13 protein-coding genes and 1 pseudogene are annotated in these 14,534 nt (G+C 37.2%); 12 read left to right on the top strand and 2 right to left on the bottom strand.

All coding sequences use genetic code 11. From position 1 onward, the window contains the following. Positions 1 to 95 precede the first annotated feature (95 nt). The 6 genes and pseudogenes from BI291_RS18580 to BI291_RS10995 form a co-directional block, all read left to right on the top strand. Positions 96 to 260: pseudogene (locus BI291_RS18580) on the top strand (IS30 family transposase); the annotation flags it as partial. A gap of 629 nt (positions 261 to 889) precedes the next feature. After that, positions 890 to 1,303, top strand: coding sequence for a LexA family transcriptional regulator (locus BI291_RS10975; RefSeq protein WP_074498812.1), 414 nt, complete (start codon positions 890 to 892; stop codon positions 1,301 to 1,303). Further along, complete coding sequence (locus BI291_RS10980; RefSeq protein WP_074498813.1) at positions 1,291 to 2,547, top strand: Y-family DNA polymerase; 1,257 nt, start codon at positions 1,291 to 1,293, stop codon at positions 2,545 to 2,547. The genes BI291_RS10975 and BI291_RS10980 overlap by 13 nt, the downstream gene beginning before the upstream one ends. 39 nt (positions 2,548 to 2,586) lie before the next feature. Further along, a complete protein-coding gene (locus BI291_RS10985; protein WP_074498814.1) occupies positions 2,587 to 3,300 on the top strand; it encodes an SOS response-associated peptidase family protein in 714 nt (237 codons plus the stop codon). 119 nt (positions 3,301 to 3,419) lie between these two features. Next, on the top strand, positions 3,420 to 4,349 hold the full coding sequence (locus tag BI291_RS10990; RefSeq protein ID WP_074498815.1) for a glutaminase: 930 nt from the start codon (positions 3,420 to 3,422) through the stop codon (positions 4,347 to 4,349). Positions 4,350 to 4,892: 543 nt separating this feature from the next. Beyond that, a complete protein-coding gene (locus BI291_RS10995) occupies positions 4,893 to 5,345 on the top strand; it encodes a hypothetical protein (RefSeq protein ID WP_074498816.1) in 453 nt (150 codons plus the stop codon). Positions 5,346 to 5,488: 143 nt separating this feature from the next. Here BI291_RS10995 and BI291_RS11000 read toward each other — a convergent pair whose 3' ends face one another. Beyond that, positions 5,489 to 9,064 (bottom strand): M1 family aminopeptidase, encoded by a 3,576-nt coding sequence (locus tag BI291_RS11000; RefSeq protein WP_074498817.1) that lies wholly within the window; start codon positions 9,062 to 9,064, stop codon positions 5,489 to 5,491. 10 nt (positions 9,065 to 9,074) lie between these two features. Beyond that, positions 9,075 to 9,950, bottom strand: coding sequence for an ABC transporter ATP-binding protein (locus BI291_RS11005; protein ID WP_074498818.1), 876 nt, complete (start codon positions 9,948 to 9,950; stop codon positions 9,075 to 9,077). Positions 9,951 to 10,460: 510 nt separating this feature from the next. Here BI291_RS11005 and BI291_RS11010 point away from each other — a divergent pair. The 6 genes from BI291_RS11010 (at position 10,461) to BI291_RS11030 (ending at position 14,519) form a co-directional block, all read left to right on the top strand. Continuing rightward, entirely contained in the window at positions 10,461 to 10,742 is a 282-nt protein-coding gene (locus tag BI291_RS11010) for an autorepressor SdpR family transcription factor (protein WP_074498819.1), read from the top strand. A 2-nt stretch (positions 10,743 to 10,744) separates the two neighbouring features. Next, positions 10,745 to 11,398 (top strand): SdpI family protein, encoded by a 654-nt coding sequence (locus BI291_RS11015; RefSeq protein WP_074498820.1) that lies wholly within the window; start codon positions 10,745 to 10,747, stop codon positions 11,396 to 11,398. Between the two features lie 346 nt (positions 11,399 to 11,744). Beyond that, positions 11,745 to 12,623, top strand: a complete 879-nt coding sequence (locus BI291_RS11020; RefSeq protein ID WP_074498911.1) for a LysR substrate-binding domain-containing protein — start codon at positions 11,745 to 11,747, stop codon at positions 12,621 to 12,623. A gap of 162 nt (positions 12,624 to 12,785) precedes the next feature. After that, on the top strand, positions 12,786 to 13,304 hold the full coding sequence (locus BI291_RS11025) for a hypothetical protein (RefSeq protein ID WP_139302605.1): 519 nt from the start codon (positions 12,786 to 12,788) through the stop codon (positions 13,302 to 13,304). A gap of 13 nt (positions 13,305 to 13,317) precedes the next feature. Then, positions 13,318 to 13,470, top strand: a complete 153-nt coding sequence (locus BI291_RS18425; RefSeq protein WP_175573111.1) for a hypothetical protein — start codon at positions 13,318 to 13,320, stop codon at positions 13,468 to 13,470. 317 nt (positions 13,471 to 13,787) lie between these two features. After that, on the top strand, positions 13,788 to 14,519 hold the full coding sequence (locus BI291_RS11030; protein ID WP_074498822.1) for a YebC/PmpR family DNA-binding transcriptional regulator: 732 nt from the start codon (positions 13,788 to 13,790) through the stop codon (positions 14,517 to 14,519). The last annotated feature ends 15 nt before the right edge of the window (positions 14,520 to 14,534 follow it).

Below are 14,534 nucleotides of genomic sequence, written 5' to 3' on the forward strand. Positions count from 1 at the left end.
CACATGAGAGTCTGGGTAAGCTGCCGCCGGCAGCTTACCGAGAAAAACTGGAAAATTCTAATTTAGAACTGTGTCATTAATGGGGAAGTGGACATAACAGCCTAATACGCCAATACTTTCCACGAAAAACAGACTTGTCACCTCACTCACAAGGCAAGCTTAATATAGTTGCAACACAATTAAATGAACGCCCAAGGAAAACATTGAAATTTAAGACGCCATCACACATGATTGAAAAGGGTGTTGCGATGATCACTTGAATCTACAAGGGCTATTTTTATATTTCTCTATATTGAACATGTAGTTATAGCGCATAGACAGTGACTTTAGCTTTCTAGCGTCAGTACCTTGTAATCAGTAGGTCGCCAGTTCGACTCCGGCAGTCGGCACCATTTATAAGAAAAGCTTCAACTTCGGTTGAGGCTTTTTTTTCGTCTGCAAATTATTGAACTGGCCTACTGATGAATCAGCAGCTAAGCAGGGTTGGCAGTTCAACTCCGGCAGTCGGCACCATTTATAAGAAAAGCTTCAACTTCGGTTGAGGCTTTTTTTCGTCTGCAAATTATGGAACTGACCTACTGATGAATCAGCAGCTAAGCAGGGTTGGCAGTTCAACCCCGGCAGTCGGCACTATTGATAAGAAAAGCTTCTACTTCGGTTAGGATTTTTTGATCTTTTATCATTAGGCACTTGGTTGAGTTCTTCAATCAATTTTACTGTCTCCGCAATATTAATAAACTTGTAGTCATTACCGGCACTACTAAGCAAGGCTTTATATACAGAATCAGTAAAGGTTCAAATGCCGCTAAAAACAATTCGCTCATAATGTCTTTATTTATGATAACTAAAAAACTATACTGTATATAATTACAGTTATTTTTTGGTTTGTATGAAAGTTATTCCTATCTATATTGAAGCGGGTATTTCAGGATTTGAATCGCCGGCGGCAGAATACAAGGAGTTAGGCTTATCGCTTGATCAACTATTGATACGACACCCTAATGCAACATTTATTGGTCAAGCATCCGGCGAATCTATGCAAGGTGTTGGTATATTTGACGGTGATTTACTGATTGTTGATCGCTCACTAACGGCACGCAATGGCGACGTTATTGTTGCCAATTATAATGGTTGCTTCGTTTGTAAACTCATTGATAAAGCACAAGCGCGATTAATATCTGCATCAAAGCATCATCAACCTGTCGCTATTTCAGCGCAAGATGAATTTCAAGTTGAAGGTGTGGTCACTCGTTCTATTCGACTACATCATAAAGCGCCTGAGTTAATGGCATGTATTGCTTAGTTGATGCTACTTCTTTTTATGCGTCTGCAGAAAAAGTATTTGATCCAAGTATTCGTAATAAGCCTGTCGTTGTTTTAACGAATAATGATGGCTGTATTTGTGCGGCTTGCCCCATAGCCAAACAGTTAGGTATTCCGAAATTTACACCCTTTTTTCAAATTAAAGATTTGCTTTATAAACATAAGGTGGTGATCCGCTCATCCAACTATGAACTATATGCTGATTTATCTGAACGAATGATGACAGTGATAGCTAGATATTGTGATAACCAACACATATACTCGATTGATGAAGCATTTTTGCATTTTGATCATTTTCATCGAGCCATTAAAAATTGGTATCAGTACGGCCATCAAATAAAACAAGCGGTATGGCAAGAAACACGTTTGCCTGTTGGGGTAGGTTTTGGCTCAACGGCTACGCTAGCAAAAGCTGCCAATCATGCAGCAAAAAAGCTCTCTGGATTTGATGGTGTTGCTGTTATTAATAATACCTACGATGCCATACCCATTTTAGCAAAAATGAAAACCAGTGATGTATGGGGTATTGGTAGCCGTATTACTAAAAAGCTTAACTTACAAGGCATTACAACGGCTCATCACTTAGCAAAGCAAGATCCAAAAATGATAAGAAAGCAATTCAGTGTAGTAACAGAGCGTACGGTTAATGAATTAAACGGTATTTCATGTTTGTCATGGGATGAAGTAAAAGAACCTAAAAAAGAAGTATTTTCTACCCGTAGTTTTGGACAACGTATAACTGACTACCACACATTAAAAGCAGCACTTTCTAGTCACGCTACAATTGTCGCGAGAAAACTTAGGAAGCAATCATCTAAAACCCATAAACTCATGGTATTTGCTTCTAGCTCTCCACATGATGACTACTACTACAAACAAGCCCTTGTTTATCCTTTTGCCATACCAACTGACAACACGAGCCAACTAGCCAGCGCAGTATCGTTAGTATTACCCAATATTTACCAATCAGGTGTAAACTTTTATCGCTGCGGCGTTGGTGCTATTGAGTTAACAAGCAATACGTTTTATCAAGCTGATTTATTTACATTAGATAATACTAATCCCAAGCTAATGCAGTGCTTTGATAAGATTAATAAACGCTATGGTTCTGGTAGTATTAACGTTGCCAGTGCAGGTCAAACGCAAAAGTGGAATATGAAACGACAGTTTCTTAGCCCACAATACACTTCGAATTGGCAACATATACCTAAGATAAGATGCTAAACTCTATAAAAATTATTTACTAAAAAATACATTCCAGTTATGTGCGGCAGATTCAACGCGACATTTGATAGCGGTGTAAAAAAGCTTTATACCAGTTTAAAGATTAACAAAGTAATTGATAAACCCATTGATAAACGCTTTGTTAAAGCGGCTGACACTGTTTCTATTGTAAGAGAAAAGAATAATAGCCGCGTTGTAGAAAATGCTATCTGGTGGTTATTGCTAGATAACACTGAAAATGGTTTTAAACCATCAAAATACACATCATTTAATACCCGATTTGATAAATTAAATACGCCAAGAAGTGCGGGTTATCATGCATATCGTCATTCACGTTGTGTTATTGCGGTAAAAGGTTTTGGTGAAACTGAATTTAACGATAAAAAACCTGTACATTATTTTGATATGGCAGCAGACAGTGGTGGAATATTATTGGGTGGTTTAGCAAGAGATTGGGTTAATAAACAAACAGGAGAAGTTACCACTTCATGCTCAGTAATTACCCTACCACCACACGAAAAACTAAAACATATTCACAGTAAAGCCATGCCGCTAATACTACCACAGAATGAAAGCCTCATTAATCGTTGGCTTAATACAACATTCATCAATACTGAACATTTTAAGCCACTTTTGCATCCGCATATCCCACAAAGATTAATCGCTCAGCAAATAGATAAACCAAAAACACACAACGCAATTAACCCTCCAGAATTAATCACACCTGACAACAGCTATTTGATAGAACATTAAAAGTAAAAGGCCATGAACACTGGCGACCAAAAAATCAAAGTGTTTTTTTACTAGGGTATCTATCAATACTCATTTATGTAAAATAGCCCCTTCTGTAAAGTTCAACGAAAGCTCACTGAATGAATAAAGATTTATCGAATTTACGTGAAAAATTACAAGCTCTTCTATTAGCACAACATGATAGTAGTCCTCGTGGTAATGTCGCTGATTATATCCCTGCTTTAGCAGAGGTAGATCCGAACTTAATGGGTGCAGCTATTGCGACAATTGATGGCGATTTTGTCGGTGTAGGTGATTACCAACATGCCTTTTCAATTCAAAGCATTTCAAAGGTGTTTGGTTTAGTCATGGCGATGAACCGCGTAGGCGATTCATTATGGCAACGTGTAAATATGGAGCCTTCTGGGCAACCGTTTAATTCGATTATTCAACTTGAATGGGAAAAAGGCATACCTCGAAATCCGGTTATTAATGCTGGCGCTATTTTAATTTCAGATGTTTTAGTGAGCCATTATTCAGCAAGTAAACTCGCTTTTGTCAGTTTTTTACGCACCATAGCCAACGACGAAGATATTCATATTGATCATGATGTGTTTCAATCAGAGCTCACTCACGGTAATCGCAATGCGGCGTTAGCATATTTGATGAAAAGTTTTAATAATATTGAAGCTGAAGTGCCTGATGTATTAGAACATTATTTTACACAATGTTCAGTTACAATGAATTGCCAACAATTAGCACAAAGCTTATTATTTTTAGCCAATAAAGGTATAAACCCATTAACCAATACTCCTGTATGCACACGAAAAGAAGCGCATAGAGTTAATGCTATTTTATCAACGAGTGGAATGTACGATCAATCTGGTGAATTTGCTTTTTCAGTTGGTTTACCGGCGAAAAGCGGCGTAGGAGGTGGAATTGTCGCAATTGTGCCTAATTTCGGTGTTATTTGTGCATGGAGCCCACCATTAAATAGTTTTGGCAATTCCGTTGTCGGTATGAATTTTATCGCAGGGCTTGCAGAAGAATTAGGGCTCTCTATTTATTGACGTAAATAGCAGAAATAAGTTCAGGTATATTTATCGCGTGGGCTATTACCTAGTTCATGCGTTTTGCCTAATTTTATAGGAATGTTAGTTGTATATTACTTATTCATGCTTTATACTGCGCCAGCAGATTAGTATTCCCTCTCACATATAATCTGACTATTCCTATTGTAATGTCTTTCCTAGCTCCAGATAGCCATCTTTAGAAAACTAAGTAATTGCTTATCGAATTTTTCGATTGATTTCACGCTATTGTTTCGATGCAGCAATATTTTATATATTGGCAATATTGCCTTCTATTTTCGAGATTTTATATGTCTTATAATTATAACGGACAACAGATCCGGATAATGCAACCTGTGCATTCAATTTCTGTTAACAAAAACCGAGCAGTGGTAAACCACAAGAGTGGCTCAAGTGTCATTAGCTTTGCAAACTCTATTGATTTTAAAGCTTTTCTTATTTGGCTTGCTCAATAGTAATTTTCGAAAGCTAAATTTTCCATTCTCGCTCAACTTAACACTAAACCTATATTGAGATTTTATCATGTACACCCTCAACGATCTTGAACGCATTAAGCAAGTGCTTGTTCCGCTAAAAGAAACAGCAGACAGAGAGCGTCAAGCTATTTGGGGGTTAACCGGCTATATCGATACGCCACACATAGACGCCTACAATAAAGTTTGTGTTGAAAAAGCACGAATACTAAAAACATTAAAAGAACAAAACTTATTGCCTTATTCAAATGTTGAAGTGATCAGTAAGGTGCTAATGGTTAAATTTAAAACAGCCAAAAGTGCTCAAGTATGTGAATATAACGATGAACAATATCAGTGCCGTTTTGCCCCATTAAAACTAAGTAAGTCAGGAAAAATAGTACGAAAGTGGGCAAAATACTGGTTGAAACTATTACCCAACGGCAGTGTTGATGTGCCATGGCAAAATGAAGTCAAAGAAATTTGGCCTGAATATTTCATTATTAGGACTGTAGAGGGTTAAAACCAAGCCTATCCGCTCACGAAGACGAATCAAGCCCGAACTAATATTCACATCTATTATGATATGAAATAGCGCCTTGTTATGATCAACATAACGAAAAAAAACCACCGCATTAGCGGTGGTTTTTCCAATACTAACCCGTTTTATAGTCGATAAATGTTATCTGCACTATCACGATCAATTAACCGTACAAAGGGGTCTACCCCTACATATTTAGGCTTTTCATCAACGATGATTTCAATCTTGTTTTCACCTGATTTAATTTCATGTTTTTCTAAATATTGCACAAGATTTTCTGCAGAAAGATCTTCAGGATCAGCGCTAAACAAACCGATATCAATCATGTCAGTAAAGTCTTTTTCTGTCTCTGCGCCTTGACCATCAGCGGTAAGCATTGCAGCATCAATTGTCACGATAACTGTAAATTTACCATCTTCTCGCTCAGTCACATCAACATTGGTTGTTTTAAGATCATATAGCGTTATATGTTCAAACAAACTAGTAACAAACGTTTTTTCCTGTTCGTTAGCATCTTGTTTAATATACGCCATTAAATCTAACGTTGTTGGATAAGGTGTGCTTTGATATTTAAACTCAGCTAGAAAATCAGCTAATGCTTTATTTAATTGCTGCTCGCCTAATCTATTTTTAAGTGCCATCATCACCACAGAGCCTTTACGGTAATGAATATACTGTTGATTTTCACTACGGAACAATGGCATTTCTTCAATGATTTCAACACTACGACCTCTTAAGTAGCGATCAAGTTCGTACTTTAAAAACTTGCGAATTTTTTCAGGACCATACTTTTTCTCCATCACCATTAAAGCAGAGTATTGCGATAATGATTCAGAAATAATTGCACTACCTTGTACGTTAGCTGCCCCTACTTGATGTCCCCACCATTGATGAGCAACTTCATGAGCCGTAACGTAATAAACAGGGTCAATATCTTCAGGGTCGCGTAAATCAGTAATAAAACCTATTTGCTCTGAATAAGGTACTGTATTGGCAAAGCTCTGCGCAAAACTTCTATAACCAGGAAATTCAATAATACGCATTTGTTTATGCTGGTAAGGACCAAACTCTTGCGTAAAGTAATCAATAGAGTCACGTACTGATTCAATCATACGATCTACATTCATATGGTGATCTTTATGATAATAAATCTCAATATCAATGCCTTTATATTGCTCTTTCTTCGCTTCTAGTTTAGCCGACATTATCGAATAAAAGTTCACCATTGGTGCATTCATTTTATAATGATACGTACGTCGGCCATTTTCAACAGTTTCACTTTGCACATAACCAGGCGCAATGGCAAATTGATCTTCACTGGTTGAAATTGTTGCTTCAAAATCAATAAAGCCAACACCTTTACCAAAGAAGCTTTCATTGTAGTAACGATTGTCTTCTAATTTATTCGCGCGTTGAATTGGTTTTAGGTCACGTTTTCTACGTTCGTGTCGATCAACTATCTGCCAATCAGAACGGTAACCAAAGGCTGGGAACAAATCATAGTTGTTAATGAAAGTACCGTTTTCAATAAGGGAAAAATCATTACTACCATCAGTAAAACCTTGATGTGTTCGATGGGCAATTAATTGTCCTGTTGTTGTTTCTCCTGGCGCTAATGGTTGGTCAAAAACGAACCATGCTGAATTAAACTTGTCATCAAATTCAGTAAGCTTTCCGCCTGCTAAAACCACGTCCCACTTTTCGGTAAAACGCGGTTTGGACACTAAGAAACGTTCAATCGCTGTGTCGCTGGTATTTTTAACGGTAATTTCCGCAACCGCGTCAATACGACGTTCAGACGGGTAAATATCAACTTTTGCATGCGTTTTAGTGATCGTTGGTATTTCATCATCTTTATGCGCAACGTATTTTTTTTCATATTCCGCTTGTAGATCTTGTGCATCTTCTTGAATGACATATTCATTTAACACGCGCGTGTTGTAATGAATATAACTACCTGTTGCAATAAATATTGCTAGACCAAGTGCAATAGCAGCTTTACCTTTATTTCCTAGGTAGTAACCCACTTTGTTAAACCTTGATTTTAATGGTTGAGCTGGGCCTCTATGCCATAACGCATAAGTAAGAGCGGCCAAAATTATTGACGCGCCTAGCCAATACAACATATACCAAGAATGTGCTGTTAAAAAGTGGCCATAGGTATTAATGTCAGAATAAAAAACGATAGGGGCGCCAGAAAATTGGAACATATTATGGCTAAAGCCGAAGCTACTTATCACTAACGTTGAAATGATATATAGCACGAACAATAGCATGCCAATATATTTATTCGGGCTAAGCACTTGTAAGAAGAATGCAAGTACAGCTGTCATGATTAACGGTACTAGGTTTACATAGCCTAAGCGAATAAAATATTGTGAGAATTCAAAATTATCATACCCTCTGATAATTTGGTTTAGTACAGTGACTGACATACCAAATACGTATAACAGTGCAAGTACTAAGCTAATAGCAATAATTTTTGATAACCAAAAAGTGATGTTATTGACAGGCATTGAATCAACTATATCACCCATACCAGAATTACGTTCACGCCACACAATTTCAGCACTGTAGTACGTTAATACAATCAGCATTAATAACCCTGTTGAGCCTGCAATTAATTGAATCATTGATTGCGTGATCGGCCAATTTGGAGTGCCAAACATAGCTCTAGGGTCAATTAGGGGAGCAACTAAAGCAAAGATAGTAAAAGCACCAAGCACTAAAAATGGTGCACTAAATATCACTTGTTTTACTTCAAATTTAATACGCAACCATAAATGCGCACTTGTAGTGATACCGTGACTTTTATAGTCAACACGATTGGCTAGCGCTGAATCAGAACTTTCTTCAACTTTTTGTTTTTCTTTTTTATTAGCTTTCGGCTGTGTTAATGATATTTTACGAGTAAAACCACCGAATAATGCCATAATAATAATACTAGCAATTAACCAGATCACCCGGTTTTCAAGTAATACACCGGTTAATTCAACAGCAGTGTTATTTTTGTCGTGCATGGTCCAGTAACGAGTTACTTCACCAAAGGTATTAACACCAAAAGGGTCTGCAAGTGCAACAATTGTACGATATTCAGGATCTGAGAAAAGCTGCCCAGCAACGGTATATGCAATAAAAAACCCGACTGCAATCAAGTAAACAGCCATCATGCTACGAAAACGAATAGCAACCGCGTAAAACATACACGATAAGACCAGTAATGTTGGTAAGGCTAAATAAAAATACGCCGTGAAATAATAGCTAAGATTAGTTGCTCCTAACCGCTCTGCATCTACCCAGCCAGCTAAACCACCAAGAACCGTTCCTAAAAAGATCCCAAAAGGCACGAAAGCAAACACGGTTGCTACCATCGCGAAAGCACCAAAGAAACGCCCAAGCTGATAACTTATTGGGTTAATTGGTTTGCTATAAAGGATCTCAGCCATTTTGGTTGTATCATTTCTTGTTGCAGTACTGGCAACATAGTTAACCACCAAAAACATGGAGAAAATCCCCATGATTACTAAGGTTTGAGCAATAGAGTAAGGACCATTGTATAAGACATTGCCCCCACCACCTATTTGTACGTTATCACTGACTGTTGCAAAGAAAGTCAAAAAGAAAAAAATCGCACTCGTGACAATGAAAGATGGCTGACGGGTATAATACCGCCACTCAAATAAAAACATTTTTGCAAACATAACTTACCCCTTAAGCCGCATTACGATGAGAATGTAATGTAGAAAAATAGACATCTTCTAAGTTTGCGGGGGCTGCTTCAAAGCCTTCAGGTGCTTGTTCAGCCATCACATGAATAATAGTTTTACCGGCAAATAATCGTTTTGAAATAACAGGCATGTTCTGCTCTATTTCTACGGCTTCTTGTTGTGTCACTGTTTTACGCCAGATTTGGCCACCGAGTTTATCGGTCAATAAAATGGGGTTACCTTCAAGTAATATTTGGCCTGAAGCTAGCACTGCCATGTTAGGGCAAAGTTCAGATACATCTTCAACAATGTGTGTTGATAAAATAATAACTTTTTCTTCGCCTAAACTAACCAATAGATTATGAAAGCGATTTCGTTCTTCAGGATCTAAACCAGCGGTTGGTTCATCCACCACTAATAAATCAGGATCTCCTAATAACGCTTGTGCAATACCAAAACGCTGACGCATACCGCCCGAAAAGCCACTAACGGCTTTTTTACGATGCTGAAATAAGTTCGTTTGTGCAAGCAAACCCTCAACGGCTTCTTTGCGTTCTGCTTTATTACGAATACCTTTTAAAATGGCCATATGATCTAATAAGTCATAGGCACTAATTCTTGGATAAACACCAAAGTCTTGTGGCAAATATCCTAATCGTTGACGTAACGCCTGCGGATCTGTAAATACATCAATACCATCAAAAGTGATTGACCCTTCATCTGCATCCTGCAACGTAGAAATTGTACGCATTAACGATGATTTACCAGCACCATTTGGTCCAAGTAGACCAAACATTCCTTTTGGAATGGTCAAATTGACATTATTAAGTGCATGAACACCATTGTCATAAGTCTTAGACAAACCCTTGATTTCTAGCATCTTTTATTTCCTATATTTGTTTTTATCTTTTAACATTTATTTTATGTAACGAGTGCTTAGTCTGCTCGTTAACAATTTTATTACACATGAATTAATAAAATAAAAATTTCTTTAATTATTAGGAGGGTCCATTGAGCTTTCGCGTGGTATTTTTCAGCAGTTTATTGGTATTTAGACAAGGCATTGCGATTAATATGTGGTTATACCACAGGAAAAAGCAATAACGACGTATAAATGACAAAAAACGCTACCCTTTGGGTTCAACTAAACGCCTCCTGCTCTTTGTTACTTGAATTAACCATAGAATGACTATGCAATAATCCAAGTGCCGCAATCAGAAGGCGTTTAATTTGAATAAAACTTAAACAGCAAAGATCAACACGCTCTAGTAACATTATAGAATTAGAAACTTCTATTTATTCACCATTATTTCGCTATATAACGAAATAATGATTGCACCTAATTCGCTATTTCGCTAAATTACAAAATAGATACCGATACGGAGCACCTATGTCAGACGCTTTTCAAGCATTATCAAGCCCAGTTAGAAGAAAAATACTATCTTTGTTAAAAGAGAAAAACCTAACAGCTGGTGAAATTGCACAAGAAATAGACGTTGCTAAGTCAACTCTTTCTGGACACTTTAATGTTTTAAAGGCCGCTGATTTAGTAACAACACATCGACATGGAACAACCATTTATTACTCGCTCAATACTAGTGTTGTTGAAGATCTTATGGCGGGAATGTTTGCCATATTTGGGAAAGATACTTTTAAAGAGCAGGAGAAGTAAGCATGAACATTTTTAAAATTAACCTCTTAATTACCACTATCACTATGCTAGTAGCATTATTTATGATTACACAGGTCCCTACAGATATGATGTTACCCATTCACTGGAATAGTGCAGGTGAAATAGATAGATATGCAGACGCTGCCACAGCACTTTTGTTTCCGCCTGGAGTAATGGTAGGCTTAATACTGTTATTAAGCATCTTACGCTATTTAGAACCGAGAAAAGAAAATTTAGTACAATCAAAAAAAGCAACTCATGCAATTGCATTCGCCATAATATTATTACTGGCTGTATTGGAAGGTGGTTATGTTGCTTTAATTTATGGTTTCACACTCAAAATGCATTTACTCGTGGTCTTTATGGTTGGTATTTGTTTAATGATTGTGGGCAATTATTTAAGTAAAACACGAAGTAATTACTTTATTGGTATTCGTACTCCATGGACACTTCAAAATGACGAAAATTGGCGCAAAACACATCGATTAGCGGGTCGCCTGTTTATGGTTTCAGGGTTAGCCGTCAGTGTGACTTGTTGGCTAATTCACGATGACTATTTAACTTACTTAATCATTGGCCTCGTTTTACCATCGGCAATTACACCACAAATTTATTCGTGGTGGCTATGGAAACGAGAAGAGAACAATGCTCAATAATTAAGAACAAATGAATTAAATTCACCCGTCATGATAATTTATTTCAATTGTCATAGCATGCTCATCTCGATATGCTGCACTTGCTTTTGAAGTCTCCCCAGATTTCTTGCATTTGACGCTTTATGTTTAAGTCCTAGCGCTGCATTTGCAGCGCTTTTTTTTACGAAAAACGCATCATCAAGAATATCTTTACTACAGCTATGCACCACCTTAGTGCAACCCATGTCACAATGCGAAGCAGGAATTTAATAGAAATTTAATTTATCCTTATAAATCAGTCAACTAATTTATGGTTTAACACTTGCACTGCATCGTTTAGATTAATAAAGACAAGGTATATATGGCTATTCAAACCCCTATTCGCGGCTTAAGATCATTTTGTATCGCCGCTAAATGTTTAAGCTTCAAACATGCTGCTTCACAACTATTTTTAACGCCATCAGCAGTGAGCCATCAAATAAAACAGCTTGAAGAACAATTAGGTTTTGAGCTATTTCAACGACAAACGCGTGCTATCGCATTAACAAGTGCGGGAAAACAATTTTATAGTGCAGTACAACCGCTTATTTCTGAGCTTGAAAACACTATTTCAAGTTTCACTCATAATCAACAAAATCAAACTATTACTATCTCAATGCCCGAGTTTTTTGCCAGTGAATTGTTTGTTCCTAAATTAAGTGACTGGACGGAGAAATACCCAAATATCAATTTACAACTCGAAACCGTTAAAGCAAGCTCTCCTTCATCTAATAATGCTGATTTATCCATTGTATTAGCTAACGGCGTACCAAACGCCAGCATCGTACAAGAGTTATTCCCAATACGTTATGCACCAGCTTGTAATAAAAAACTTTATAAACAGTGGGTAAATCATGGAATTGATGCCCTTAAACATGTACCGCTGATTTTACATCAGTCAAGACCATGGTCTTGGCATCAATGGGCTGAAAAAATGAATATTGATGACTTTGATCCAAAACAAATTATCCAATTTGATAGCATGTTTGGCGTTGCAAGAGCAGCTCAGCAAGGCATGGGAATTGCGTTAGTACCTTTGCCAATGAGCAAAACATGGTTTAGTGAAAAACTACTGATTAAACTGTTCGATCAAGAATTAGTCACAAAAGATAAATATTACTTGATTCAGCATGAAAACATTGAAGTTGGCAGCGCAATGGATACCTTCGCTAAGTGGGTAGAAAGAAACTTCAATGCTGATCATTAATTATCAGCCTTCCTAATTTACCACATCACTGACAGATGAATAAAATTCACCTAACGACTGTATTTTTATCGTTTGTCAGTAAAGTCGGTTCCTCTTATTGTGTACCCATCAATTGCATTTAACTTGTAATTGACAAAACACATGAATCAAACAAGAGGATAAATGATGAAATTAACACACCCAACACTACTATCGCTTTCAATGGCAAGTATGCTTGCAATTGCCAGCCCAAGCGAAACAACCTTAGAAAAATTTAAAATTGCTGTCATTAAAGACACCACTGGCTCATCTGAGTTAATGCAAGGTGATTACACATCAGGCATGCATAAACTAACTTCGGCTAAAGAGTCATCTACCGGTTTCGATATCGATATGGGGTTATGTGCTGCAAACTTAAAACACCTTAAATTTGAGCAAGCAGAAGAAGCTTGTTCTGACGCAATAGAAGGAATTGACGCTCATGCAGCAAGAAGCCGTGAAGGTAAATTTATTAAAGCATTAGCGTTAAGTAACCGCGGTATTGTTCGCTATTTACAAGACGATAGCTATGGTGCTCTTGAAGACTTTAGCAGTGCACTTTTACTTTCTGATAGCAAAGTGATTAAAGATAACTTAGCGTATCTAAAAGTAAGCATGAGCAAAAGAACCTTAGGTACAGACACTGTTGAATTAACAGAATAATAAGGAGCACATAATGAAACGCAATATGCTAACAGACTACTTATTAAAACAATCGCTATTGTTGCATCAATTAGCGCATTTAAACCTCGCACAATGGGACATTAATGTATTACAGCAAGCACAAATAATTAATCAACGACAGAGTGATATAAACGAATGCAACTAATAACCTAATTCGGCGAGAATGAAGCTAAGTTCTCGCCTCTTCTTAATGAATTACACACTACCGTATAGATAGGAGCCGTCGGTTAACAAGCGGAAATTATCAGTTTTTATTTGAATGCCTACCACAGAACGTTGATGCTTCTTTATACTAATTTATGTAACCTATAACGAATTATTCATAGTAAACCTAATAATTATTTCACTTAATTTGTGATTTTAACAAGTATTGCTTACCTCCAGTTCAGTTTAGCTACTAGAAAGCATTAGCATAGCTTGCTAGAATCTACGCATTTTAAAATCTTAAGAGAACGATACAAGATGGGTAGAGCGTTTCAAAACCGTAAAGAATCTATGGCGAAAACCGCCGGACAAAAAACCAAAGTGTATTCTAAATATGGTAAAGCCATTTACGCTACAGCTAAAAGTGGTGGCAGCGACCCAGACGGAAATTTAGCCTTACGCAGCTTGATAGAAAAGGCCAAAAAAGATCAAGTGCCTACACATGTTATTGAGAAAGCAATTGATAAAGCAAGTGGCGCGGGTGGTGAAGATTATTCAGAAGCACGATACGAAGGTTTCGGCCCAGGTAACTGTATGGTGATCATTGATTGTTTAACTGATAATGGCAACCGCACTATTAAAGATGTGCGTCAATGCTTTACAAAAACACATTCAAAAATTGGCTCTACCGGAACTGTGTCTCACATGTTTGATCACCAAGCCGTTTTTGCTTTTAAAGGTGAAGATGACGAAGTGGTGTTAGAAAACTTAATGATGGCTGACATTGACGTTACAGACGTTGAGCTAGAAGACGGTGTGATCACTGTTTATGCTCCACACACTGAGTTTTATAAAATTAAAACCGCGTTTGCTGACACAATGCCAGAATTTACGTTAGAAGTAGAAGAAATTTCGTGGGTACCACAAACCTACGTTGATATTACTGAAGAAGAAGATATCACCAATTTTCAGAAATTTATGGCAATGTTAGAAGATTGTGATGATGTTCAGCAGGTATATCACAATGCAGACTTACCTAACGATGCATAAAAAGTAGCATTCAAG

This window comes from Thalassotalea sp. PP2-459 (genome assembly GCF_001913705.1).
Lineage (GTDB): Bacteria > Pseudomonadota > Gammaproteobacteria > Enterobacterales > Alteromonadaceae > Thalassotalea_C > Thalassotalea_C hakodatensis.

Coding starts and splice junctions, on each gene's coding strand:
- BI291_RS11000 (WP_074498817.1), bottom strand. CDS start 9,064: ATGTTTGCAAAAATGTTTTTATTTGAGTGGCGGTATTATACCCGTCAG.
- BI291_RS11025 (WP_139302605.1), top strand. CDS start 12,786: ATGATGAAATTAACACACCCAACACTACTATCGCTTTCAATGGCAAGT.
- BI291_RS10995 (WP_074498816.1), top strand. CDS start 4,893: ATGTACACCCTCAACGATCTTGAACGCATTAAGCAAGTGCTTGTTCCG.
- BI291_RS11010 (WP_074498819.1), top strand. CDS start 10,461: ATGTCAGACGCTTTTCAAGCATTATCAAGCCCAGTTAGAAGAAAAATA.
- BI291_RS11015 (WP_074498820.1), top strand. CDS start 10,745: ATGAACATTTTTAAAATTAACCTCTTAATTACCACTATCACTATGCTA.
- BI291_RS18425 (WP_175573111.1), top strand. CDS start 13,318: ATGAAACGCAATATGCTAACAGACTACTTATTAAAACAATCGCTATTG.
- BI291_RS10980 (WP_074498813.1), top strand. CDS start 1,291: ATGTATTGCTTAGTTGATGCTACTTCTTTTTATGCGTCTGCAGAAAAA.
- BI291_RS11030 (WP_074498822.1), top strand. CDS start 13,788: ATGGGTAGAGCGTTTCAAAACCGTAAAGAATCTATGGCGAAAACCGCC.
- BI291_RS10975 (WP_074498812.1), top strand. CDS start 890: ATGAAAGTTATTCCTATCTATATTGAAGCGGGTATTTCAGGATTTGAA.
- BI291_RS10985 (WP_074498814.1), top strand. CDS start 2,587: ATGTGCGGCAGATTCAACGCGACATTTGATAGCGGTGTAAAAAAGCTT.
- BI291_RS10990 (WP_074498815.1), top strand. CDS start 3,420: ATGAATAAAGATTTATCGAATTTACGTGAAAAATTACAAGCTCTTCTA.
- BI291_RS11005 (WP_074498818.1), bottom strand. CDS start 9,950: ATGCTAGAAATCAAGGGTTTGTCTAAGACTTATGACAATGGTGTTCAT.